Source organism: Nocardiopsis sp. NPDC006139, from assembly GCF_040614155.1.
Classification (GTDB): domain Bacteria; phylum Actinomycetota; class Actinomycetes; order Streptosporangiales; family Streptosporangiaceae; genus Nocardiopsis; species Nocardiopsis changdeensis.
In genome coordinates this window covers 55,390-79,253 of record NZ_JBEXTT010000023.1, presented here as the reverse complement: position 1 = coordinate 79,253, position 23,864 = coordinate 55,390, and the positions used below count along the sequence as shown (strand labels likewise).

Annotated in this window: 20 protein-coding genes; 9 read left to right on the top strand and 11 right to left on the bottom strand. The window is 72.8% G+C overall.

The window, feature by feature from the left end:
• Positions 1-50: 50 nt before the first annotated feature.
• The 3 genes from ABZ249_RS26160 to ABZ249_RS26150 all read right to left on the bottom strand — a co-directional run bounded on the left by ABZ249_RS26160 (position 51) and on the right by ABZ249_RS26150 (position 1,804).
• Complete coding sequence (locus tag ABZ249_RS26160) at positions 51-242, bottom strand: hypothetical protein (protein ID WP_220559697.1); 192 nt, start codon at positions 240-242, stop codon at positions 51-53.
• 215 nt (positions 243-457) lie between these two features.
• Complete coding sequence (locus ABZ249_RS26155) at positions 458-1,114, bottom strand: hypothetical protein (RefSeq protein ID WP_220559698.1); 657 nt, start codon at positions 1,112-1,114, stop codon at positions 458-460.
• An 81-nt stretch (positions 1,115-1,195) separates the two neighbouring features.
• Positions 1,196-1,804: a DoxX family protein gene (locus ABZ249_RS26150; RefSeq protein WP_355267947.1), complete on the bottom strand. Its 609-nt coding sequence runs from the start codon at positions 1,802-1,804 to the stop codon at positions 1,196-1,198.
• A gap of 76 nt (positions 1,805-1,880) precedes the next feature.
• Between ABZ249_RS26150 and ABZ249_RS26145 the strand changes: the two genes are divergently transcribed.
• The 5 genes from ABZ249_RS26145 (at position 1,881) to ABZ249_RS26125 (ending at position 7,345) form a co-directional block, all read left to right on the top strand.
• Entirely contained in the window at positions 1,881-2,399 is a 519-nt protein-coding gene (locus ABZ249_RS26145) for a hypothetical protein (RefSeq protein ID WP_355267944.1), read from the top strand.
• Positions 2,400-2,408: 9 nt separating this feature from the next.
• A complete protein-coding gene (locus ABZ249_RS26140; protein WP_355267941.1) occupies positions 2,409-3,119 on the top strand; it encodes a ribonuclease HII in 711 nt (236 codons plus the stop codon).
• Positions 3,120-3,285: 166 nt separating this feature from the next.
• Positions 3,286-5,724 (top strand): AAA family ATPase, encoded by a 2,439-nt coding sequence (locus ABZ249_RS26135; protein WP_355267938.1) that lies wholly within the window; start codon positions 3,286-3,288, stop codon positions 5,722-5,724.
• A gap of 59 nt (positions 5,725-5,783) precedes the next feature.
• The gene (locus tag ABZ249_RS26130; protein WP_220559704.1) at positions 5,784-6,515 is read left to right on the top strand and encodes a nucleotidyltransferase family protein; all 732 of its coding nucleotides are present in this window, start codon (positions 5,784-5,786) and stop codon (positions 6,513-6,515) included.
• A 50-nt stretch (positions 6,516-6,565) separates the two neighbouring features.
• The gene (locus tag ABZ249_RS26125) at positions 6,566-7,345 is read left to right on the top strand and encodes a tyrosine-protein phosphatase (RefSeq protein WP_255646407.1); all 780 of its coding nucleotides are present in this window, start codon (positions 6,566-6,568) and stop codon (positions 7,343-7,345) included.
• A 7-nt stretch (positions 7,346-7,352) separates the two neighbouring features.
• Here the strand turns inward: ABZ249_RS26125 and ABZ249_RS26120 are convergent, their stop codons facing one another.
• Together ABZ249_RS26120 and ABZ249_RS26115 are read right to left on the bottom strand one after the other, a co-directional pair.
• On the bottom strand, positions 7,353-8,945 hold the full coding sequence (locus ABZ249_RS26120; protein WP_355268017.1) for a hypothetical protein: 1,593 nt from the start codon (positions 8,943-8,945) through the stop codon (positions 7,353-7,355).
• 207 nt (positions 8,946-9,152) lie between these two features.
• Entirely contained in the window at positions 9,153-9,452 is a 300-nt protein-coding gene (locus ABZ249_RS26115) for a hypothetical protein (RefSeq protein ID WP_220559706.1), read from the bottom strand.
• Positions 9,453-10,014: 562 nt separating this feature from the next.
• Between ABZ249_RS26115 and ABZ249_RS26110 the strand changes: the two genes are divergently transcribed.
• Together ABZ249_RS26110 and ABZ249_RS26105 are read left to right on the top strand one after the other, a co-directional pair.
• Positions 10,015-12,054: a SpoIIE family protein phosphatase gene (locus tag ABZ249_RS26110; protein WP_355267933.1), complete on the top strand. Its 2,040-nt coding sequence runs from the start codon at positions 10,015-10,017 to the stop codon at positions 12,052-12,054.
• Positions 12,055-12,369: 315 nt separating this feature from the next.
• Positions 12,370-14,097, top strand: coding sequence for an RNA polymerase sigma factor (locus tag ABZ249_RS26105; protein ID WP_355267930.1), 1,728 nt, complete (start codon positions 12,370-12,372; stop codon positions 14,095-14,097).
• Between the two features lie 332 nt (positions 14,098-14,429).
• Here ABZ249_RS26105 and yaaA read toward each other — a convergent pair whose 3' ends face one another.
• Positions 14,430-15,221, bottom strand: coding sequence for a peroxide stress protein YaaA (gene yaaA, locus ABZ249_RS26100; RefSeq protein WP_355267927.1), 792 nt, complete (start codon positions 15,219-15,221; stop codon positions 14,430-14,432).
• Positions 15,222-15,350: 129 nt separating this feature from the next.
• On the opposite strand from yaaA, the gene ABZ249_RS26095 reads away from it, so the two are divergent.
• A complete protein-coding gene (locus ABZ249_RS26095) occupies positions 15,351-16,022 on the top strand; it encodes a GNAT family N-acetyltransferase (protein ID WP_355267924.1) in 672 nt (223 codons plus the stop codon).
• An 82-nt stretch (positions 16,023-16,104) separates the two neighbouring features.
• Here ABZ249_RS26095 and ABZ249_RS26090 read toward each other — a convergent pair whose 3' ends face one another.
• Positions 16,105-16,311 (bottom strand): hypothetical protein, encoded by a 207-nt coding sequence (locus ABZ249_RS26090; protein WP_220559712.1) that lies wholly within the window; start codon positions 16,309-16,311, stop codon positions 16,105-16,107.
• A 489-nt stretch (positions 16,312-16,800) separates the two neighbouring features.
• Here ABZ249_RS26090 and ABZ249_RS26085 point away from each other — a divergent pair, with 489 nt between their 5' ends.
• On the top strand, positions 16,801-18,909 hold the full coding sequence (locus tag ABZ249_RS26085; RefSeq protein WP_220559713.1) for a DNA topoisomerase IV subunit B: 2,109 nt from the start codon (positions 16,801-16,803) through the stop codon (positions 18,907-18,909).
• 75 nt (positions 18,910-18,984) lie between these two features.
• Here the strand turns inward: ABZ249_RS26085 and ABZ249_RS26080 are convergent, their stop codons facing one another.
• From ABZ249_RS26080 to ABZ249_RS26065, 4 genes are all read right to left on the bottom strand, one after another.
• On the bottom strand, positions 18,985-20,109 hold the full coding sequence (locus ABZ249_RS26080) for a PLP-dependent cysteine synthase family protein (protein WP_355267920.1): 1,125 nt from the start codon (positions 20,107-20,109) through the stop codon (positions 18,985-18,987).
• 77 nt (positions 20,110-20,186) lie between these two features.
• Positions 20,187-20,513, bottom strand: a complete 327-nt coding sequence (locus tag ABZ249_RS26075) for a tetratricopeptide repeat protein (protein WP_220559714.1) — start codon at positions 20,511-20,513, stop codon at positions 20,187-20,189.
• A gap of 114 nt (positions 20,514-20,627) precedes the next feature.
• A complete protein-coding gene (locus ABZ249_RS26070) occupies positions 20,628-21,158 on the bottom strand; it encodes a carbonic anhydrase (protein ID WP_355267917.1) in 531 nt (176 codons plus the stop codon).
• Between the two features lie 79 nt (positions 21,159-21,237).
• The gene (locus ABZ249_RS26065) at positions 21,238-23,724 is read right to left on the bottom strand and encodes a DNA topoisomerase IV subunit A (protein ID WP_355267914.1); all 2,487 of its coding nucleotides are present in this window, start codon (positions 23,722-23,724) and stop codon (positions 21,238-21,240) included.
• Between the last annotated feature and the right edge of the window lie 140 nt (positions 23,725-23,864).

Here is a 23,864-nt window from a genome sequence, read left to right as displayed (position 1 = left end):
GCGGAAGGGCTCCGCGACCGTCGTGGTCGCGGAGCCCTTCTCCGTTCCGGTCAGCCGCGGGGGGAGAGGTCGGCGTAGCCCGTTCCGATGTCGATGCCGTTGCGGGCGGCCAGTTCCACCAGGTCCTCGATCTCCCCGGCCTGGCCGAGGGCCAGGTCGTCGTCGCCCCGGGCGTGGGCCCGGCGCAGCGCAGTGATCGAGTCGTGGATGCGCAGGTGAAGGGTGAGCGTGAACTCGCGCATGAATCCTCTCCTCAGGGTCCGCCGTCGGGCCGGGGTCAGGGGGACCCCTCCCGGGCACCTCCCTGTCTACACGGCAAAGGTGAGAACCACGTTGGAGGAGCACAAGCCCCGGCAAAGGCACGGAGAAGGCCCGGCGGCCTGCGCCGCCGGGCCCTCGTCCGGATGTCGCGGTGCGCGGCTCCCCGGGGAGGGCCCCCGGCCGCGCGGCCCCGCCGCTAGTGCTCCACCCACACGTACCAGTCGTCGGTGACGTGCTCGTAGATGCGCGTGCCCTGCCCGCTGACGAACACGCCCTCGGGGAGGTCCCCGTCGCTGTGCGCCAGCCCGGAGCGGCCCACCAGCCCGGCGCCCTCCACCTCGTAGTGGAGCACCCCCTCGGTCACGCTGAGACTGCGCAGCGAGTACAGCCCGGCCCGCTCCCCGTTGAGGGGGATGGCGGAGGACTCGTCGGCCCGGTCGGCCATGGCCAGCAGGTCCTCGGCGGAGGCCTGCACCCGGGCGCTCAGCGGCACGTCGGCCGCGGAGACCCCGATGGCCAGGGCGGCGATCAGCGGCGCGGAGATCCAGCGCAGCCAGTAGTGGCGGATCATCGGCCGGGCGACGGCCAGGGCGATGCCCAGGCGCAGCGCGCCCATCCCGGCCAGCAGCATGCCGCCGACCAGGCCCACCACGAAGGTGGGCAGGTGGCCGGAGGGGACGCTGTCCTCGAAGAGGATGAGCAGGGCCACCACCGTGCAGGAAGGGATGTAGAGCCGCCCCGGGGGCCGGGAGGCCCAGCTGATGAGCCGCCGGCCCAGGGTGGGCTTCTCGGCGATCTCGATCAGTTTGGCCACGGACCCGTCAGGGGTCGGGCCGGAACCTACGGCGGACATGGTGTTCCCCCCACCGAATCCATGCTGGTGACGGACGCGGTCCCGGGAGGGCGTGAGAAGGAGGAGCCGGAACGGGCCGCGTCACAGTTGAGACGGCCGACGTACAGCGGCCTGTCCCACAGGATAGAGCAGCGGCGGAGCGTGTTCGGGGCGACGCGTGGAAATAGCGGGAGGTTTCCCCTCCGCCCGGTCCGGGCGGGGACGGGCCGCCCTGCGCCGTTCGGGGTGCTCGGTGGGTTCGGGGGCCAGGACGAGGTGGTCCCAGGACCACCGCCCGCCGTTGACCGCCATGAGCAGGCACACCGCCGTGACCAGCGCCGTCACCGGCCAGGAGTCGAACGGGGAGAGCCCGGGGGAGGCGGGGGAGAGGGTGCCCAGCACCGCGCACAGGGCGAGCAGGGGGCCTGCGAGCCATGTGAGCAGGCCCACGGCGAAGGACAGCGAGGTGGCGACCATGAGGGCGGGCAGCAGGTGGACCGCGAGGGAGGGCAGGGGCGTCCCGGACTCGGCCAGGTGGGCGGCCAGTCGCGCCTCCTGGCCGCGCAGGGCGAGGCCGTGGTCGGCGAACACCCAGCCGACGCCGATCCGGGTCAGCGCGGCCCCGATGTCGTACAGGCCGCGGCGGCGCAGGCGGACGCGCGACCGGGGGCGTGGCCTCTGGCTCCGGGGATGCCGGGTGGGGCGCTGCATGTCCATTCCTCCGGGTCACACCTGTGCGCGGTCCTGACAAGCGGAAACTACCGAAAGTCATGAGCCATGACGCGGTGTGATAAACGGCGAGTCGTGCAAAGACCCGTCCCGGACGCCCGTTCCCGGCGTTCGTCCGCTCCGCGGGCGCCCTGGCGGCGGCCCGCGGTCGTCGCGGAGCCGCCCGGCCCCGTGTCAGCCGGACGCGGCGCGCACCCCCGGCCGCCGCGAGGGCCTGTGGGCCTTCGGCGCGGCGGCCCTGCTCGTCGCGGGCTGCCTGCTGCTGGCCTCGGGGCCCTCCCTGCCCCTGGCCGCCCTGGCCCTGGCGCTGAGCGGGCTCCCGGTGGCCGCGCTGCTGGGCCTGCGCTCGCACATGATCGACCTCGCCGTCCCGCCGGGGCAGCGCGCCGGGTACTTCTCCTGGGCCTTCGCCGCCCAGAACGTCGGCTTCGCCGCCGGCAGCGCGGCCCTGGCCGTGGTCGGGCAGCCCGTGCTCCTCACAGCCGCCTCCCTGGCCACCCTGGCCTCACTGGTCGTGGCCGTGGGCCTGTCCCGGTCCTTGCGCGAACCGGCGGCGGAGCCCGCCGCCGCCCTTTAGGCTGGGGGCGTGTCGATCTCCGAGCCCGCCGCCAAGGCACCCGCCGCGGCCCCCGCCGCGCCCACCTACGAGGTGGAGGAGCAGCTCCGCGCCGCCGGGGCGCGCGTCGTCGCGGGAATGGACGAGGTGGGGCGCGGGGCCTGGGCCGGGCCGCTGCTGGTCTGCGCCGCCGTCCCCGGCGAGGGCGAGCCGCCCGCGGGCCTGACCGACTCCAAGCGCCTCACCCCCGCGCGCCGCCGCGACCTGGCCGCCCGGCTGGAGCCCTGGGTGGCCGACCACGCCTTCGGCTGGGCCGAGGCGGCCGAGATCGACGAGGTCGGCATGACCGAGTCCCTGCGCCGTGCCGCCCGCCGGGCCCTGGCGGGGCTCACCGTCCGCCCGGACGCCGTCCTGCTGGACGGCTCCCACGACTTCATCGGCCGCCCTTGGCGGGTCCGCACCCAGGTCAAGGGCGACCTCACCTGCGTCAGCGTCGCCGCCGCCGCGATCCTGGCCAAGGTCCGCCGCGACGCGCACATGGCCGAGCTCGCCGAGCTGCACCCCGGCTACGCCTTCGAGCGGGCCGCCGGGTACCCCTCGCCCGTCCACCGCGCCCACCTGGCCGAACACGGCCCCACCCCGCAGCACCGGATGAGCTGGTCCTACCTCGACGACCTGCCCCGGTGGAGCCACCTGCGCAGGCCCCGGCCCGGCCCCGGGGGCCAGATCCCCCTGCTGTGACCGCCCGCGCCCCGGCGGTGCGCGGGGCGACACGCCGCCCCGCACTGGACAACCGGGGGCGGTTGGGGCAAGGCTGAAGGCGTGGCGTCGACCCCTCGACCCCCCTCCGGCCAGCGACCCCCGGCCGGAGGCCCGCCTCCGGACCCCCACGCAGGAAGGGGCACCGATGACGCGCGACACGCGCCCCGGTACCGAGGTCCCCGGACCTTCCGGGCTGGAACGCCTGCGCACCAGGTACCGGGCCGTCCCCCCGGCCAGACGGCTGGTCGCCGGGGTGGCCGTGCTCGCCGTCGTCGCGGTCGCCGCCCTGGTCGCCTCGGTGCCCGTGGTCACCGCGGTCTCGGTCGCGCTGGCCCTGATCCTGCTCTTCGCCGCGCTGATGCGCTCGGCCGACGCCCTGGTCACCGTGGTCGTCTGCCTGATCTGGACCGCGGTCGCCTTCCCGCTCTTCCAGCTCCCGCTGGCCGGGGAGCCGGTCACCCTGCTCGTCCTGCTGCTGCCGCTGCCGGTCGTGGCGGCGGCCGCCGCCGTGCGCGAGTTCCCGGTCTGGCACACCGCCGCGCTGTCCCTGACCGCGGGCCTCGTCTTCGGCTTCTCCCTGGCCCTGGTCGGCATGGTCGCCCCCACGCCGCCCTCCTCCTGGGGGATCGGGGCGCTCTACGCCGCCGCCGGCGCCTGCCTGCTGTGGCGGCTGTCCGCGTCCCGGCAGATCCGCAAGGAGTCCGAGGCCGCCCGGGAGAGCGCCCAGGCCGACACCCGCCCGGTCTCCCGCGGCGCCCGCCCCGAACGTGTGAAGGGCCGCGCCGACGCCTCCCGGCCCGCGGCACCCGCCCGCGGGCGCGCGGCGGCCGAGGGGGGAGGCGAGCCGGTGCCGGTCGACGAGGCCCTGGCCGAGCTGGAGGCGATGATCGGCCTGGACCCGGTCAAGCAGCAGGTCCGCGGGCTGGCCGCGTCCATCGAGGCGGCCCGGCTGCGCGCCGACGCCGGGTTCCCGGTCGAGCGGCCGCTGCGCCACCTGGTCTTCTCCGGCCCGCCCGGCACCGGCAAGACCAGTGTGGCCCGCACCCTGGCCACCATCTTCCACTCCTTCGGGCTGCTGCCCACGGCCCGCGTGGTGGAGGCCCAGCGCGCCGACCTGGTGGGGGAGTACCTGGGGGCCACCGCCATCAAGACCAACGCGCTCATCGACGGGGCCCTGGGCGGGGTGCTGTTCATCGACGAGGCGTACTCCCTGGTCAACGAGGGTGACGGACAGAGCGACCGGTTCGGCAACGAGGCGGTGCAGACCCTCCTCAAGCGCGCCGAGGACGACCGGGAGAACCTGGTCATCGTGCTGGCCGGGTACGAGAAGGAGATGGACGCCTTCCTGTCGTCCAACCCGGGCCTGGCCTCGCGCTTCTCCACCCGGATCACTTTCCCCAGCTACACCGCCGACGAGCTGTTCCGCATCGCCGGGAGCCTGGTCGCCCAGCGCGGCGACGTCCTGGACGCCGAGGCCGAGCGGACCCTGCGGCGAAGACTCGACCAGGCCGTGCAGCGCGAGGCCGTCGACGAGCTGGGCAACGGCCGGTTCGCCCGCTCCCTGGTGGAGAAGGCGGCCCAGGCCCGCGACGTGCGGGTGGTCACCTCCGGGGTGGCGGGCGACCGGCCCGCGCCCCGGCCCGAGGCCGAGGAGCTCATCACCCTGCGGTCCGCCGACGTGATCACCGCCTACGACGAGCTGACCGCGCACCTGCCCGGGTTCGGCGAGGCGCCGGGCATCGAGGAGGCCCTGGCCGAGCTCGACGCCATGATCGGGCTGGAGCCGGTCAAGGCCCAGGTCCGCTCGCTGGTCGCCCAGCTGCGGGTGGCCCGGCTGCGCGAGGAGCAGGGGCTGCTCAACCACGCGCCCATGCGGAACTTCGTCTTCACGGGGCCGCCGGGCACCGGCAAGACCACCGTCGCCCGCGTGCTGGGCCGGGTCTTCGCGGCCCTGGGCATGCTGGCCCGCGCCGACGTGGTGGAGGCCCAGCGCGCCGACCTGGTGGGCGAGCACCTGGGCGCCACCGCCATCAAGACCAACCGGCTGGTGGACCGGGCCCTGGGCGGGGTGCTGTTCATCGACGAGGCGTACTCGCTGATCAACCCGGGGTACGGCGGCGGGGACGCCTTCGGTGCCGAGGCGGTGCAGACCCTGCTCAAGCGCGCGGAGGACGACCGCTCCCGCCTGGCGGTGGTGCTGGCGGGCTATCCGGCGGAGATGGAGCGGTTCCTGGCCTCCAACTCGGGGCTGGCCTCGCGGTTCAACGTCCGGGTCCGCTTCCCGTCCTACAGCGCCGACGAGCTCACCGCGATCGCGGAGGCGCTGGCCGCCCGCACCGGCGACGCCTTCGACGACACCGCCGTGGAGGACCTGCGCAGCATCTTCTCCCACGTGTGCGCCGAGGGGTGGATCGACGAGCTGGGCAACGGGCGCTTCGCCCGATCCCTGTTCGAGAAGGCGTGCTCCCAGCGGGACCTGCGGGTCTCCCAGGAGGTCGGCGACGCGGCGACCGCCGCCGAACTGACCGTCCTCACCAGTGCCGACGTCCGCTCCGCCTACGCCGAGGCCACCCAGCAGAGCTGATCCGGCGGGCGCCGGTGGCGTACCGGCCACCGGATTCCGCGTACTGCTAGTGTCCGGGCATGACCGCTTCACCCTCAACCTCCGCGGCGCCCGTCACCCAGGCCCTGATCCTGGCCGGCGGGCAGGCCACCCGGCTGCGGCCCTACACCGACACCCGCCCCAAGGCGATGGTGGAGGTGGCCGGACGGCCCATCATCGACTACCAACTCGAATGGCTGACGGGCCACGGCGTCGAGCACGTCGTGGTCTCCTGCGGGTACAAGGCCGAGGTATTGCGCGAGTACCTGGCCTCCCGCGACGGCGGCCCCGAGATCACCCTCCTGGTCGAGGACGAACCCCTCGGCCGGGGCGGCGCCCTGCGTTACGCCTCCCAGGGGCTGCCCGCGCAGGACGCGCCCTACTTCGCACTCAACGGGGACGTCCTCACCTGGTTCCCCCTGGACGAGATGACCGCCCACCACCGGGCCAAGGGCGGCCTGGCCACCCTGGCGCTGGCCCAGTTCCGCACCACCTGGGGCATCGTCGACGTCGACGGCCAGGACCGGATCGAGGGGTTCACCCAGAGCCCGCTGCTGCCGGTGTGGATCAACGCCGGCGTGTACCTGTTCGAACCCGGCATCACCCCGCTGCTGCCGGTCAAGGGCGACCACGAGTCGTCCACCTTCCCCGACCTGGCCGGGCAGGGGCGGCTCACCGCCTACCGCATCAGCGGGTTCTGGCGCGGGGTGGACACCGCCAAGGACGTCAAGGAGGCGGGGGAGGAGATCACCGCCATGCGGCAGGGGGCCTGACCCCGAACCGGGCTCGGGGCGCCGGGGAGGCGGTCGGTATCGTCGCCTTCGTGACGAACAACGGTTTCATCCTCTCCAGCGCCCCCAACTTCCGCGATCTCGGCGGCCACAGGACCGCCGGGGGAGGCACGGTCCGCCACGGCCTGCTGTACCGCTCCGACGCCCTGCACACCATCTCCGAGCCGGACCTGCCGGTCTACAACGGCCTGGGCATCCGCCAGCTCATCGACCTGCGCACCGCCCACGAGCGGGAGAGCCTGCCGGACATCACCCCCGAGGGCGCCGCCTACACCGCCATCTCGGTGCAGGACCCGACCGCGGCCGGGGCCAACTTCTCCCAGGCCCTGCTGGACCGCGAGCGAGCCCGGGCCATGTTCGCCGACGGCGCCGCCGAGCGCTTCATGTTCGGCGTCTACCGCGAGCTGGTCACCGACGGGGCCGCCCTGACCGGCTACCGCGACCTGGTCGAGCGCGCCGCCGAGGGCCCGACGGCCCTGGTCTTCCACTGCAGCGCCGGCAAGGACCGCACCGGGTGGGGCGCGGCCCTGCTGCTCACCCTGCTGGGCGTGGACCGGGCCGCGGTGGTCGCCGACTACCTGGCCAGCAACGAGCGCCAGGAGAACACCGACAAGTGGATGCGCATGCTGTCGGAGCACAGCGGCCTGGAGTGGGAGGAGGTCGTGCCGATGACCAGGGTGCGCGCCGAGTACCTCCAGACCTCGTTCTCCCACATCGACGAGGTGTACGGCTCCTTCGACGGCTACGTCTTCGACGGGCTGGGCCTGTCCCGGGCCACGGTGGACGCACTGCGCGCCCGCATGGTCGCCTGACCCGCGCCTACAGGGCGTCGAGGCGGCGGCGCAGGTCGGCGCCGTCGGTGGCGGCGTCGAGCACGTCGCCCAGCTCGGCCAGGACCGAGGCCCGGTCGCGGCCCCGGTCGAGCAGCCGCCGCGCGGCCGACCACAGTTCGGCGGGGCGCCCGGACCACAGCCGCTCGGCCAGCCGCTCGTGCCGGTCCAGTGCCCGCTCCCGGTCCGGGTCGTCGCCGGTCACCGGGCGGTACCAGTGGTCCTGTCCGGTGGAGTGGCGGCCGCTGGGCGGGGTGGCCGCCTCGTACTCGCCGAAGTGGTCCAGCCGCAGCAGCGCCCGGCGGCCCCGCGGGGTCGCCGGGTCGAACTCCTCGGGGGCCCACGAGATCAGGTCGCTGGCCAGCAGCGGGAACGCGAACATGCGCCGGGCCAGCGCCGAGAAGTCGCCGTCGGGCAGCAGTCTGCGCACCGCCTCCTGGCGCAGTCCCAGCGGTCGGGCGGGGTCCCGGTAGACCCTGGTGAACTCGGCGGTGGACTCCCACACCGCGTCCAGGGTCGCCCCGACGGCGACCTCGGGCAGGCCGGTGCGCGGACCGGCCCAGCGCACCCAGGCCGCCAGCACGTGGGGCATGGCCTCCTGCTCCTCGGGCAGCAGCACCACCCGGCCGGGCAGCCAGCGCAGCAGGAACGCCTCCACCTTGCGGGGGCTCACCCGCGTCGGCCGGCCGGCGTCCACGTCGCAGCCGTAGGCGATGATGTGGTCGACGCAGCGGCTCGCGGTGTAGGAGTCCGACAGCTCGGCGGCCTCGTCGGAGGACAGGAAGCGGGCGGCCAGCACCGCCCGTCGGTCGCGCCGCCACACCGGGACGCCGTCCTGCGCGTCCCGGCCGCAGGGCTCCGGCAGTGTCCGCACCCGGGCGTTGGCCAGGGCGAAGTGCGCGGCCAGGGAACCGCCCGCCAGGTCGGCGGCGGTGGGGCCGGCCGGCAGCGGGGCGGCGTCGGCGCCCCCGCCCGCGATCACCCGTTCGGTCACGCGCAGGGCGCGGACCAGGCGGCTGCGGGCCTGGGCGGGGTCCAGTTCGGCGAACCGGGTGAACTCGTCGGCGGCGGCCCGCTCCCGGCACCCCTGGAGGAGCTTCTCGACCTTGGTGGTGACCCAGGCGTCGCGCAGCACCCCGCCGGCGTTGTGGTCCACCACCAGGATGAGCGCGTGCTCGGGGACGGCCGCGGCTTCGCCCTCCCCGCGGCCGAACACGCACACCACGTCGTCGGTGTCCCCGAACAGGTCGCTGTTGACGTAGGCGCCCAGCGGTACGACCCGGCCCAGCTGGGACGCCCACTCGGGGACCTGGAGCCCCTGCCCGCGCAGCGCGATCATGCCCTGCTCGGCGAGGCGGCGCAGGCCGGGCGTGGTGCCCAGGGCGGCGACCGCGGCCAGCACGCCCAGTCCGGCGGGTTTGCCGGAGGCGGCGGCGTGGGTGATCAGGCCCTCGCCGAGCACCCGCTCGACGTCGAGCCCGGGCACGCGCTCGCCCCACCAGGTGCCGAGCAGCTCGCTGAAGGCGAGCTCGGCGTCGAGGGGGTGCCGCATGGCGAGCATCGCCCTGGCGGCGCGCAGCATCTCGTCGAAGGCGGCGCCGGGAACCGGTTCGGGGTTCGCGGATGAGGGAGGTGTAGGGGAGGGCACGGTCCGAGCGTATGACAGCCGGGGGCCCGTGATTCACGGTCCGGGGGTTTCACCCGGTTCCTCCCGGCGCGTCCGCCGCTCCGGAAAGGGGAGCGGGGCGTGCCCGGACGGGCACGCCCCGCTCGCCGCGGGTCGGGCGGATCACCGTGGCCGGGGCACCACCCGGTGGCCGGCGAACAGGGTCGGCCCCTGGGCTCGGGCGGCAGCTTTGGCCGCTTTGCGCGCGCCCTGGGAGGGCGGCACCGAGTTGACCATCGCCTCCAGGTGCTCGCGGGCGATGCGTTCGACGAGGTGCGGCGTGACCGCGATGCCCAGGTGTTCGGCGCAGTTCCAGGCGTCGCTGACGCACCGTTCGACGCAGCGGTGGGACAGACCGTTGAACTCGTCGTGCAGACGAGCCGAGATCCGTCGGAGATCCTGGACCGGGAAGGTCTGGAGCATTCTCGCTCACACTCCTGGTTGGTGATGGCCTGGACGGTGACCTCCACCCATTCCACTTGTTCTGAGCGGGCTGTCAACCCCTCTCCCGGCACGCTGTTGATAAAACCTGAGGTGGGCATCGTTTACTCGGACACCACCATCACCCCAGGTCAACAAGGCGAAAAGGACGTTTCGGGCATATAACGGAGCTGTTTCCAAGCTATGATCCCAAAGCGGACAAGTATCCCGATGCCTGGGAATTCGGGAGAAACCTCCTGTGGAAAACCAATGGTCTCCTCGTACGAGGTCCGCCGGTGGCCTACTATTTACCTCCCCGTCCGTGCGGGGCCCGCTCCCCGCGGGCCGTTGCGCCCGGACGGGCGTGTCCTATGCTTGAGCCGTGACAGCGGCCGAGAGGAGTCGTGGGAGTGACTCCCGAGGGCCGTGGAGCCCCCCGATCCCCTTTCGGCACCGCGCCGCGGATTCACATCACCCCCGCGCGGTCCGGTCCCCGGGACGAGGGGTCCGTGTGCTCGGTCGGTCGGGTCGGGAAATCCGAGGGTTCAGCGGAGGTGTCGAGCAGGTGAGCGCCGAGACGTCCATTCCTCCGCCCCGTTCCGACGGCGACGCCGTTCCGGACGACGCGGTCCGCGCACTTCTGGACGATTCCCCCATCGGATTCGCCCTGATGGATTCCACCGGGCGGATCATCGCCGCGAACCGCCTGGTCGCCGAGGTGCTCGGCCGCGCCCCCGAGCTGTGCCCGGGGCACGAGCCCGTCGAGCTGATGCGCGCCTGCGGCGTCCCGGCCGCCGGGTCGGCGGTCGCCGAACGCGCCGAGGACCGGGTGGTCCGCGTCCGCCACCGCACCGACGACGGCCGGCTGTGGGACCTCACCTGGTTCCCCGTCGTCGACCCCGTCACCGGTGACCCCCGGCTCGCCCTCATCGCGATCCGCGACGGCGGCGGCGTGCACCGCGACGAGCAGCGCCTGCGCGCCCTGCTCCAGATCGGCAACCAGGTCGTCTGGACCGCCGACGCCCGGGGCGAGGTCCACGAGGACAGCCCGCAGTGGCGCAACATCACCGGCCAGAGCACGCAGGACTACCTCGGCCGCGGCTGGCTCGACGCCCTGCACCCCGACGACCGGGCCTCCGTCGAGCGCGCCTGGGACGACGCCGTCCTGGACGGCACCCCGTTCGACGCGCTGTTCCGGGTGCGCACCCGCTCCGGCGGCTACGACCACTTCCGGGCCCGGGCCAAGCCCGTGACCGAGGGCGGAGCGCCCGTCGAGTGGGTGGGCAGCCTCGTGGACGTCACCACCGAGCGCGAGGCCGACGAGCTGCGCCGCCGGCTCAACCAGCAGCTCAGCGAGGCGGCCATGCGCACCGCCCGCCTCCAGCAGGCCACCTCCGACCTGGCCGAGGCCCTCACCGTCGACGAGGTCGTCGCCGCCATGTCCGAGATCGGCCGCTCCGGCGTGGGCGCCGACCACATCAGCGTGGTCCTGCTCGACCGCAACGGGGCGCGGCTGGACACCGTCGTCGCCGCCGGGGCCCACCCGCTGCCCCGCGCGTCGTTCCCGCTGGGCCACCCCGAGATCAGCGCGCTCGCCATCGCCGAGCGCGCCCCCCGCACCGCCGCCGACCCGGCCGGGCTCGCCGCCCTCCTGGAGGACGCGTCCGCGGTCGAGGAGCTGGTCCGCCTCACCCCCGAGCGGGCCTGGGCCGCGCTGCCCATGATGGTGGCGGGCCGCCCCATCGGGGCGCTGCGCCTGGCCTTCACCGCGCCGCGCGAGATCGGCGACGAGGAGCGCGTGTTCCTGGAGGCCCTGGCCGGGCAGTGCGCCCTGGCCATCGGCCGGGCCGCGCTCTACGAGCAGGAGCACAACACCGCGGAGGAGCTCCAGCGCAGCCTGCTCCCCGAGGAGCTGCCCGACGTGCGCGGGGTGCGCCTGGCCGCGTACTACCGGTCCGGCTCCCGCCACGTCCAGGTGGGCGGCGACTGGTACGACGCCTTCCCGCTGCCCGACGGGCGCATCGCCGGCGTGCTGGGCGACGTCATGGGCAAGGGCATCCCGGCCGCCGCGGGAATGAGCCGCATCCGCAACGCGTTGCGCGCACTGGCGTTCTCCATGCCGGAGCCCGCCGACGTCCTCACCGGGCTGGACCGCATGTTCAGCGCCACCGAGGCCATGGACCAGGTCACCACCCTGGTGTACTTCGTCCTGGACCCGGTCACCGGCCAGCTCGACCTCAGCAACGCGGGGCACCTGCCGCCGCTGGTCGTGGCGGGCGGGACCCGGCCCTCACTGCTGGACACCGACCCCGACACACCGCTGGGGATCACCTCTGTGCGAGGACACCACAAATTCTTCGTCCAACCCGGTAACACCGTCGCCCTCTACTCCGATGGACTGGTCGAGAACCGCAAACGGTCCGTCGACTCCGGGCTCGAGGAGCTCGTCGACGTGGCGTCCTCGGCTCCACCGGAAGTGGTGGGCGATCCACAGCAGATGCTGGAGTACCTTGTTGAGAGCATGCTCGAAGGGTATGAGCAGGACGATGACGTCACTCTGCTCGCCGTCCAGCTCCCGGTGATCGAGTCCGTCGCCGACCGTTGAGTCGCGTACGGAGGAGGACACCGTGGGGAGGAGCGGTGGACCGTACGAACAAGTCCATTCCTTTGCCTACAGTGAAGAAGCCGTTCCGCCCCGCACGGGGGTGATTCCGCGCAGCCGCCCGGAGAGCCGACCGCTCACCGTGCGTCTCCTGCGGGGAATGATCTCCGAGAGCGCATACGCTTGAAAGACAAACGGCTTCCCCGCCCCGGCGGGGACGATCCCAGGCCGCAGGTGGGAGAGGGCGCGGTGCCCGGTCCCGGCCAGGCGGACCACCGGGTCCGACAATCTCGCCACACGTCCGTTCGAGAGGTGTTTGTGTCATCTGCCAGTTCGACTCGCTCGAAGCAGTCCGAGTCACTGCAAGAGCCCGTCATTCAGCAGCTGATCGAGCGTGGGCGGTCCCAGGGCTATCTTGAGCCCGAGGACGTGCGCCGTGCCTTCGAAGAGGCCGAAATCCCGATGTCGCAGGCGCAGTCCGTGCTCCGCAGCCTCGCGAAGGAGGGCGTGACCGTACTCGTCCCCGAGTCCGCGTCCTCCCGGCGCAAGACCACGCGGCGCAAGACGACGGCCACGCGGTCCACCACCTCGACCAGGTCCACCAAGGTCACCACGACCTCCACCACGGCCCGGACCGCCAAGCCGGTGCGCGCCGCGGCCGCCCAGGAGCAGCCGGAGACGGTCACCGCCGTCGTCGACTCCGCCGAGGCCGCCGCCGACAAGAAGGCGCCCGTCCGCAAGGCCGCCGCCAAGAAGGCGACGACCGCGAAGAAGACCACCGCGGCCGCCGCCAAGAAGACGGCCGCGCCCAAGAAGGCCGCCGTCGCCAAGGACCCCGCCGCGGCCAAGAAGACCGCCGGCCGCAAGACCGCGGGCAAGAAGGACCTGGAGCTCGCCCCGGAGGCGGACGCGGACGCGGAGGACTTCGACGAGGACGACCTCGACGACCTCGAGCACACCGGCGCCGAGCTGGAGCTGGTCGAGGACACCGCCGAGGAGGTGCCGGAGAAGGACCTCAAGCCGGCCCGCCCCGAGGCCGTCGGCGCCCCGGTCAAGACCGGGAACGAGGACGAGTCCTTCGTCCTGTACGACGATGACGACGACGCCCCCGCCGCGCAGGTGGTGGCCGCCGGCGCCACCGCCGACCCGGTCAAGGACTACCTCAAGCAGATCGGCAAGGTGCCGCTCCTCAACGCCGAGCAGGAGGTCGAGCTCGCCAAGCGGATCGAGGCCGGCCTGTTCGCCGAGGAGAAGCTCGCCGAGGAGGCCGACGGCCTCTCCTTCGAGCTGCGCGACGAGCTGGAGTGGATCGCCGAGGACGGCGGCCGCGCCAAGAAGCACCTGCTGGAGGCCAACCTCCGCCTGGTCGTCTCGCTCGCCAAGCGCTACACCGGCCGCGGCATGCTCTTCCTGGACCTGATCCAGGAGGGCAACCTGGGCCTGATCCGCGCGGTGGAGAAGTTCGACTACACCAAGGGCTTCAAGTTCTCCACGTACGCCACGTGGTGGATCCGCCAGGCGATCACCCGCGCGATGGCCGACCAGGCCCGCACCATCCGCATCCCGGTGCACATGGTCGAGGTCATCAACAAGCTGGCCCGTGTCCAGCGCCAGATGCTCCAGGACCTGGGCCGCGAGCCCACCCCGGAGGAGCTGGCCAAGGAACTCGACATGACCCCCGAGAAGGTCGTCGAGGTGCAGAAGTACGGCCGCGAGCCGATCTCCCTGCACACCCCGCTGGGCGAGGACGGCGACAGCGAGTTCGGCGACCTCATCGAGGACTCCGAGGCCATCCAGCCGGGCGAGGCGGTCAGCTTCACCCTGCTCCAGGAGCAGCTGCACTCGGTGCTGGACACCCTGTCCGAGCGCGAGGCCGGCGTGGTCTCCATGCGCTTCGGCCTGACCGACGGCCAGCCGAAGACTTTAGACGAGATCGGCAAGGTCTACGGGGTCACCCGCGAGCGCATCCGGCAGATCGAGAGCAAGACGATGTCCAAGCTCCGCCACCCGTCGCGCTCCCAGGTGCTCCGCGACTACCTGGACTAGGCCGTCCGGAGTACATCGCGGCCTGAGACGGCCTGAACCCGTGTGCCCTTCCGTTCGCTGAACGGGAGGGCACACGGGTTCCGCGGTGCCTTCGTCGGTCGACGGGTGTGGCGACGCCCGCGTTCCCGCACCATCGGCCGGCGCGTTCCCACACGCTCCGACCTGACCGGGTACCGCCCGGCCGCGGTGGATTCGATCCCAGGTGTTCCGTCGTCCATCCGACACCGACCATGCTCGCGCAGTGCCTGTAGGTGCGGGATAAAGTCGCGATGCCGGTTCGTTATCTCACGCAGAGCGACGGGGCGGTCTCCGGTCCTCCCGGTCCCTCCGGCTCAGTCGCGCACGACGACGTCGAGGACCCGCGGGGCCCCGGCCTTGGCCTCGGGCGTCTCCACCGTGTGCCCCAGGTCCCGCAGCGCCGCGGCCAGCTCCGCCACGCCGGCCGCCTCGACCCCCTCGGCCAGCAGCGACCGGGCGATGTCGCCGCGGGTGGCCTTGGCCATGTGGCTGACCACCGAGCGCCGGACCTCCGAGCCGACGACCCGCTCGCGCAGCACCCGCACCGACACCAGCCGCTCGGCCGCGGCGCCCCGGGGCTTGAACGCGGCGGCGTAGGTCGCCGACCGGCAGTCCACGAGCAGCCGGTCCCCGGCCAGTTCCCCCAGCGGGCCGGCCATGGCCCTGCGCCAGTAGGCGCCCAGCCCGCCCAGCGGCGGCAGCTTCACACCCATCGACAGCCGGTAGGGCGGCAGCGCGTCGTCGGGGCCGACCACGCCCCACAGCCCGGAGAAGACCAGGACCCGCTCCCGGACGCGGCCGGAGTGCTCCCGGAGCAGTTCGGGCAGGCCCAGGCGGTCGTAGAGGACGCCGGTGTACAGGTCGGCGGCGCGCAGGGTCGGCGCGGTGGCCGCGTCCAGGTCGCGCTTGACCGCGTCGGCCTGCCCCGGGGTGAGTCCCAGCACCTCCAGAGCGGTGTCCTCCGGACCCGAGCACAGCTCCTCCAGCGCCGCCAGCACCTCCCGGCGGGCGGGGGCCAGTGCGGGCAGCACCAGGGACTCCGGGTCCACGGCGGGACCGGTGCCGGAGGTGGCCTTGCCCTCGGACGGCGGCAGCAGGATGAGCATGGTCGAACGGTCTCCAGGTTCGATCGGGGTGGACGGTCCACATGCTAGGGCGTGACGGGCGCCCCGGCGGCCGGGGCGGGCCCGCGGCCCGCTAGGATCGCCGCTTCCGGAGAGAGGGAGGCGGCGGGCGTGCACGAGTGGGCGGCGCGGGTGGCGCGGGACTGGCCGGCGTTCGAGGTCGTCGAACGGGGCGGCTGGCGGTTCGGCACCGCGGAGGGGGTGACCAAGCGCGCCAACAGCGCCGTGCTCCTGGCGCCCGGTGCGGACCCGGCCGAGGTCACCGCGTTCTACCGGGAGCGGGGGCTCACCCCCTGCGCCCAGGTGTGGCCGGGGCAGGAGGAGGCGGACGCGCGCCTGGAACGCCACGGGTACGCGGTGGTGGAGCCCACACTGGTCCTGGCCCGGGAGCCGCTCGGGCGCCCGCCGGCCCCGGGCACCACGGCGGTCGCCGCCGCGCCCGGCGCCGACTGGCTCGCCCACGGCCCGGCCCGGGTGGACGTGGTCGCCCGCATCCTGGGCGGGACCACCGCGCTGTACGGGACCGCCCCCGGCGGCGCCGGCCGGGGCTGCGCGGTGCTGTCGGGGCGCTCGGCGGCGGTCTGCGCCATGGTCACCGCCCCCGGGGCCCGGCGCCGGGGCGTCGCCTCGGGGATCCTGGCCGACCTGTTGGCCGCGGCCCATGACAAGGGCGCGACCGACGCCTACCTGTGCGTGGTGACGGAGAACACGGCGGCGCGCCGCCTCTACGAGGGCTTCGGGTTCACCGAGGTGTCCGCGTACCACAACCGCGTCCTGGCCTGAGGCCGCTCCGCGGGCCGGGCACACGACGGGCGGCGGTCCCCTGTCGGGGGCCGCCGCCCGTGTCCGTGCGGTGCGACCGGCGCTACTTGTCGTCGTTGAGCTTGTCGGTCTCGTCGTGGATGTCCGAAGCGATCTTCCGGAGGGAATCGTCGTGCTTGCGCATGTGGTGCGCGCAGAACAGCAGCTCGCCACCGGAGTTCAGCAGCACCCGGACGTAAGCCTGTGCACCACAGCGGTCGCAACGGTCAGCAGCCGTCAGCGGCTGGGTGGGGGCAAGGGTTCCAGTCACTTCGCCATCCTCAATACTCGGCGTCGGTCACCTCAGACAACATCTAACCCGACCCAGACGTTCCCAACCCGGGGCCGTGTACGCCGACAGCGGAATCCGCCTGATTGGTGCCTGGAGATCTCCCTTTGGGGCCTTTGTGGCCGCTCGTCGTTTCTACTCCTTGGTGTACCCCCTGAACGCCCGACGCATCCCCGGAAAAGGGGAGTATCCAGGTCGCATCCACCGGAGGTGGTAGTCTCGCGCGGGGCAGGACCGTTCCGGCCGCCGCCGACCCCGCTCCCCGCGGTGTTCCCGGTCGCCGCCGACCCGCCCCGGGCGACCGTCCGGCACCGCCGCCGGACCCGTACGAACCCGCCCGAACCCTCCCCGGCGTACGAGGTGAACCGACCCGTACGCCGTGGCCTGGCCCTTTTCGTCGGTGCGGCGCGGTACAAAGGGCACGCACCGCATCCGAGCCCCGATGGCCCTCAAGACGCAGGAGATGTCCGAGTGACCGCCTTGACCGCAGCCGTCCACGACCCCGAGGACTATTCCGCCCGGCACCTGTCGGTCCTCGAAGGTCTTGAGGCGGTGCGCAAACGGCCGGGCATGTACATCGGCTCCACCGACAGCCGCGGCCTCACCCACTGCATGTGGGAGATCATCGACAACTCCGTCGACGAGGCCCTGGGCGGCTTCTGCACGCGTATCGACGTCGTCCTGCACAACGACGGCTCGGTGTCGGTGGCCGACGACGGCCGCGGGATCCCCGTCGACATCGAGCCCAAGAGCGGGCTCTCCGGTGTGGAGCTGGTCATGACCAAGCTGCACGCCGGCGGCAAGTTCGGCTCCGGCTCCTACACCGCCTCCGGCGGCCTGCACGGTGTCGGCGCCTCCGTGGTCAACGCCCTGTCCGCCCGCGTCGACGTGGAGGTCGACCGCCAGGGCCACACCCACGGCCTCTCCTTCCGCCGCGGCATCCCCGGCCGCTTCGCGGGGGCCGGGCCCGACGCCGAGTTCACCGCCGTCTCGGGGCTGGAGCAGTTCCGCAAGATCGCCAAGAAGCTCACCGGCACCCGCATCCGGTTCTGGCCGGACATGCAGATCTTCATCAAGGGCGCCGAGATCGCCCGGGAGTCCCTGCTGGAGCGGGCCCGCCAGACCGCCTTCCTGGTGCCCGGGCTCACCATCTCCGTCCGCGACGAGCGCGTGGAGGGCGAGGAGCAGCCCTTCGAGGAGGAGTTCCGCTTCGACGGCGGGATCAGCGAGTTCTGCACCTTCCTGGCACCCGACGACGCGGTCAGCGACGTGCTGCGCATCCAGGGCAGCGGCAACTTCACCGAGACCGTCCCCGTGCTCGACGACGCCGGGCACATGGTCCCCGCCGACGTGGAGCGCCGGCTGGACGTGGACGTCGCGCTGCGCTGGGGCACCGGCTACGACACCACGGTCCGCTCCTTCGTCAACGTCATCGCCACCCCCAAGGGCGGCACCCACATCACCGGGTTCGAGCGCGCCCTGGTCCGGGTCATCAACGACCAGCTGCGCGCCGTCAAGCTGCTCAAGAACAGCGACGACCCGGTCACCAAGGACGACACCCAGGAGGGGCTCACCGCGGTCGTCACCGTCCGCCTGCCCGAGCCCCAGTTCGAGGGCCAGACCAAGGAGATCCTGGGCACCTCCGCGGCCGCCCGCATCGTCTCCCAGGTGGTCGGCCGGGAGCTGCGCGAATTCCTCACCTCCACCAACAAGGCGGACAAGGCCAAGGCCCGCACCGTCATGGAGAAGGTGGTCAACGCCGCCAAGGCCCGCCTGGCCGCCCGCCAGCAGCGCGAGACCCAGCGGCGCAAGAACGCCCTGGAGAACTCGGCGCTGCCCGCCAAGCTGGTGGACTGCCGCAGCGAGGGGCTGGACCGCAGCGAGCTGTTCATCGTCGAGGGGGACTCGGCGCTGGGCACCGCCAAGCTGGCCCGCGACTCGGAGTTCCAGGCGCTGCTGCCCATCCGCGGCAAGATCCTCAACGTGCAGAAGTCGTCGGTCGCCGACATGCTCAAGAACGCCGAGTGCGCCGCCATCATCCAGGTGATCGGCGCCGGGTCCGGCCGCAGCTTCGACCTCGACGCCGCCCGCTACGGCCGGGTCATCCTCATGGCCGACGCCGACGTGGACGGCGCGCACATCCGGTGCCTGCTGCTCACCCTCATCTACCGCTACATGCGGCCGATGCTGGAGGCGGGCCGGGTGTTCGCCGCGGTCCCGCCGCTGCACCGCATCGAGCTCACCAACACCCGCCGCAAGCGGGGGGCCAAGCCCGAGGACAAGTACATCTACACCTACTCCGACGCCGAGCTGACCCGCACCCTCCTGGACCTGGAGAAGCGCGGCATCGCCTGGAAGGAGCCGGTGCAGCGCTACAAGGGCCTGGGCGAGATGGACGCCGACCAGCTGGCCGAGACCACCATGGACCCGCGGTACCGCACCCTGCGCCGCATCCGGGTGGAGCAGGCCGAGGAGGCCGCGAACGTGTTCAACCTGCTCATGGGCAACGAGGTCGCGCCGCGCCGCCGGTTCATCCAGCAGGGTGCCCAGGAGCTCGACGTCGCCCGCATCGACGCCTAGCCCCTACGGCCGCCCCCGCCCGCCACGGCCCCCTCGGCCCCGGTCCCGGACACTCCGGGGCCGGGGCCGTCGGGGTCAGGCGGGCGGGGTCCAGACGCCCTCGCCGAGGAAGCGGTCGATGGCGTCCCGGTACGGGGCGGGGTCCAGCCCGCGCTCGGCCACCCAGGCGTCGTTGTAGTAGCTGTGCCGGTAGCGCTCGCCGCCGTCGCAGATCAGGGTCACCACGCTGCCCCGGCGCCCTTCGTCGAGCATCCGGGCCACCAGGTGCCACACGCCCCACAGGTTGGTCCCGGTGGAGCCGCCCGCCGACAGGCCGGTCCGGTCGTACAGGTGGCGCATGGCGGCGATGCTCGCGGCGTCGGGCACCGGCATCATCAGGTCGATCACCGACGGAACGAAGCTCGGCTCCATGCGCGGGCGGCCGATCCCCTCGATGCGCGAGGGCATCCCCGTGCCGTAGTCCGCGGCGCCGGTCACCCACCCCGGGAAGAACGCCGAGTTCTCCGGGTCCACCACCGCCAGCCGTGTGTGCAGCCGCTTGTAGCGCAGGTAACGGCCGATCGTCGCCGAGGTGCCGCCGGTGCCGGCGCCCACCACGATCCAGTCGGGGCACGGGTGCCGCTCCATCGACAGCTGCTCGAAGATCGACTCGGCGATGTTGTTGTTGCCGCGCCAGTCCGTCGCCCGTTCGGCGTAGGTGAACTGGTCCATGTAGTGGCCGCCGCTCTCCGCGGCCAGCCGCTCCGCCTCGGAGTACATGTCCGGCGGGGAGTCCACGAAGTGGCAGCGGCCCCCGTAGCGCTCGATCAGGGCGATCTTCTCCGGGCTCGTCCTGCGGGGGATCACCGTGACGAAGTCCAGGCCCAGCAGCCGTGCGAAGTACGCCTCCGACACCGCGGTGGAGCCGGAGCTGGCCTCCACGATCGTGGTGCCCTCGTCGATCCACCCGTTGGCCAGCCCGTACAGGAACAGGGACCGGGCGAGCCGGTGCTTGAGGCTGCCGGTCGGGTGGACCGACTCGTCCTTGAGGTAGAGGTCGATGCCCCATTCGGGGGGCAGCGGGAACACGTGCAGGTGCGTGTCGGCCGAGCGGTTCGCGTCCGCGATCACCTTGCGGACCGCCTCGTCGGCCCAGGAGCGCCGCGAGTCGCTGCATCGGTCCACCCAGGGGGTGCCGTCGGGGTCTGTCGGAGGTGCCATGACCAGCAGGGTAGCGGGCGGGCACGGCGGGGCCCCCGGGACTTCGCGTCCCGGGGGCCCTCGGCGGGGTGCGGCCCTCAGTCGAGCGAGCCGCCCGACATCACCGCGTGCATGCGGCGGTAGGTGGCCGCCTCCTCGTGCCTGCTCTGGCGTTCCAGGGTGCGGGCGAGCGCGATGTGCGCCCAGTGGTCCACCGGGTCGAGCTCGATGATCCGGCGGAACGTCCGCTCCGCCTTGTTCAGCTGCGCGGAGTGGAAGTAGGCGCGGCCCAGGAGCTCCAGCAGGGAACGGCTCTCGGGCTCGTCCTCCACGGCCGGCTCCAGGGTTCTGGCCGCGTAGATGGGGTCGCCCAGCTCCATGAACATGCGGGCGCGGTTGAAGATGTCGTACGTGCTCTCTTCCACGAGTGCTCCTCCCGGCGGCACGGGGGCCGTCGTCGGGTCGAACGGTCGGGGGGACGACCGCATTCCCCTGATTGATCCCCGGTCACCGGGGGCGCACACGCCCGCGGGTCCCCCTCAGAAGTCGACGGGGGAGATCCGGCCGGTGTCCACGTCGTAGACCGCCCCCGCCACCGGCAGTCCGGCGGGCAGCAGCGGGTGGTGGCGGATGCGCTCCAGGTCGTGCCGCAGCGCCCCCAGCTGGTCGTTGTCGGTGTGGAAGTCCAGGCTGCGGGTGTCCACCCCGTACTCCTCCATGATGGTGTCGTGCACAGCGTCGTCGCTGGGAACGGACGCCATCTTGCACCTGGTGTGCGGCATGACCAGCACCCGCTCCACTCCCAGCAGGTACACGGCCAGCACCAGGGTCCGCAGGGTGTCATCGGTCACCCGGGCGCCCGCGTTGCGCATGATCTTGGCGTCGCCGGGCTTGAGGCCCAGCAGGTCCAGCGGCTCGATCCTGGAGTCCATGCAGGTCACCAGGGCCAGGCCGCGCGCGGCGACGGGCTTGAGCCCAGCCAGCGAATACCGGGCCGCGTAGTCCTCGTTGGCGGCGATGACGTCGTCGAACGCGCCGCCCGCCGGGCCGCTCGTGCTGTCGTTGCTCATGAGATCCCCCTCAGTCCGTACCCAAGACGATGCCGTGCACATCGAACCAGGTCGGTGTGCACGGCATGTTGCGACTTCCTCAGGCCCCGGAACCCGGGGCCGTGATACCGAAGTCGGTCCGTCCACTCCCTACCGTAACGATCGCGCGCGGCAGAGCCTCACCCGACCCGTCCCGGCGCTCGGTCGTGTCGGGCAGGCGCACCGGCTTGCCGTCGGCGCGGGCGGCCCGCGCGGGGCTCCGGCCGATCCACGCCATGAGCAGGGTGTCCTCGCCCTTGAGGTAGCGGTGGCAGCGCACACCGCCGGTGGCGCGGCCCTTGGCCGGGTACGCGGAGAACGGGGTGACCTTGGCCGCTCCGGCCTGGGTGCCCTCCAGGGCGCTGCTCGCACCGGACACGGTCACCACGACCGAGTCCTCGGGGCTGCTCACCGCGCCGAACCACAGCACGCGGGCCTCCTCCGGCAGCCGTACGCCCGCCACACCGCCGGCCGGGCGGCCCTGCGGGCGCACCGCGGAGGCGGAGAAGCGCAGCAGCTGCGCCTCGGAGGTGACGAACGCCAGGTCCTCCTCGCCCGTGGACAGCTGGGAGACGCCGATGACGCGGTCGTCGTCCTTGAGGGTGATGACCTCGAAGTCGTCCTTGTTGGGCGGGTAGTCCGGGGCGACCCGCTTGACCACGCCGGCGACGGTGCCCAGCACGAAACCGGGCCCGGAGGCGTCCATGGACACCACCGAGACGACCCGTTCGTCCCCGTCCAGCTGGACGAACTCGGTGACCGGAAGGCCCGACGCCAGCGGCGGGGCCTCCTCGCCCTCGTCGGGCAGCTCGGGCAGCTCCACCACCGGTACGCGGATCATCCGCCCCAGGTCGGTGACCAGGCCGACGTCCGAACGGGAGGTGGTGGGCACCGACACGGCGATCGCGTCGTGCCGCACGCGCAGCCCCTCGAACATGGGCGGCGGGACGGCCCCCCGGCTGCGGCCGATCCGCCCGTCCACGTCCATGAGCACGTGGCAGGGCTGGTCGGCCATCTCCAGCGGGATCACCGCGGCGCGGGAGACGCCGTCGCTCTCGCGCAGCTGCGTGCGGCGCGGGGTGGCGAACTTCTTGGAGACGTCGCCCAGCTCCTTGGAGACGACCCGGCGCAGCTTCTTGTCCGACTCCAGGATCGACGTGAGCTCGTCGATCTCGCTGTTGAGCTGGTCGCGCTCGGTCTCCAGCTCCAGCCGGTCGAACCTGGTCAGGCGGCGCAGCGGGGTGTCCAGGATGTAGCGGGCCTGGATGTCCGACAGGTCGTAGGCCGACATCAGCGACTCGCGGGCCGCGGTGGAGTCATCGGCCTCGCGGATGAGCGCGATGACGCGGTCGATGTCGAGCAGGGCCACCAGCAGGCCGTCCACCAGGTGCAGCCGCTCGCGGCGCTTGCGGCGGCGGAACTCGCTGCGGCGGCGCACGACCTCCAGGCGGTGGCCGACGTAGACCTGGAGGAGCTCGCGCAGGCCCAGGGTCTGGGGCTGGCCGTCGACCAGGGCGACGTTGTTGATGCCGAAGGACTCCTCCATCGGCGTCAGCCGGTAGAGCTCCTCCAGGACGGCCTCGGGGTTGAAGCCGTTCTTGAGCTCGATGACCAGTCGCAGCCCCTGGTTGCGGTCGGTCAGGTCCTTCAGGTCGGAGATGCCCTGGAGCTTCTTGGACTGCACCAGCTCCTTGATGCGGGCGACGACCTTCTCGGGGCCCACGTTGTAGGGCAGCTCGGTGACGATCAGGCCGGTGCGCCGGGCGCTGACCTTCTCGATGGCGACGGTGGCGCGGGTCTTGAACGTGCCCCGCCCGGTCCGGTAGGCGTCGCGGATGCCGTCCAGTCCGACGATGGTGCCGCCGGTGGGCAGGTCCGGGCCCGGGACGAACTCGGTGAGCTCCTCCAGGGTGGCCTCGGGGTGGGCGATGAGGTGGCGGGCCGCCGCGATGACCTCGCCAAGGTTGTGCGGGGCCATGTTGGTGGCCATGCCGACCGCGATGCCGGCGGCGCCGTTGACCAGCAGGTTCGGGAAGGCCGCGGGCAGGACCTCGGGCTCGGTCTCCTGGCCGTCGTAGTTGGGCTTGAAGTCGACGACGTCCTCGTCGATGCCCGACACCAGCAGCTCGGCGGCCCGGTCCAGGCGGGCCTCGGTGTACCGCATGGCGGCGGGGGCGTCGTCGCCGCCCAGGGAGCCGAAGTTGCCGTGGCCGTCCACCAGGGGGACGCGCATGGCGAAGGGCTGGCTCAGGCGCACCAGCGCGTCGTAGATGGCGGAGTCGCCGTGGGGGTGCAGGCGGCCCATCACCTCACCGACCACGCGGGCGCACTTGACGTGCCCGCGCTCCGGGCGCAGCCCCATTTCGTTCATCTGGTACAGGATGCGGCGCTGGACGGGCTTCATGCCGTCCCGCGCGTCGGGCAGGGCGCGCTGGTAGATCACCGAGTAGGCGTACTCGAGGAAGCTGCCGCGCATCTCCTCGGAGACGTCGATGTCGATGATCTTCTCTGCGAGATCCTCGGGGGGGTGGGAAGTTGTACGGGCCATGTCCGTAATTCTGGCCCGAACCAGAGACTGAAACGTACGTGTGCGCGTGGTCGGGCGTGTGTGAGTCGCGCGACTGGCGGGTTTCGTCCGTGGCGGTGGCGCTTTATGACCTTCCCACTGAGGGGCGGCCCCGCTCCGGG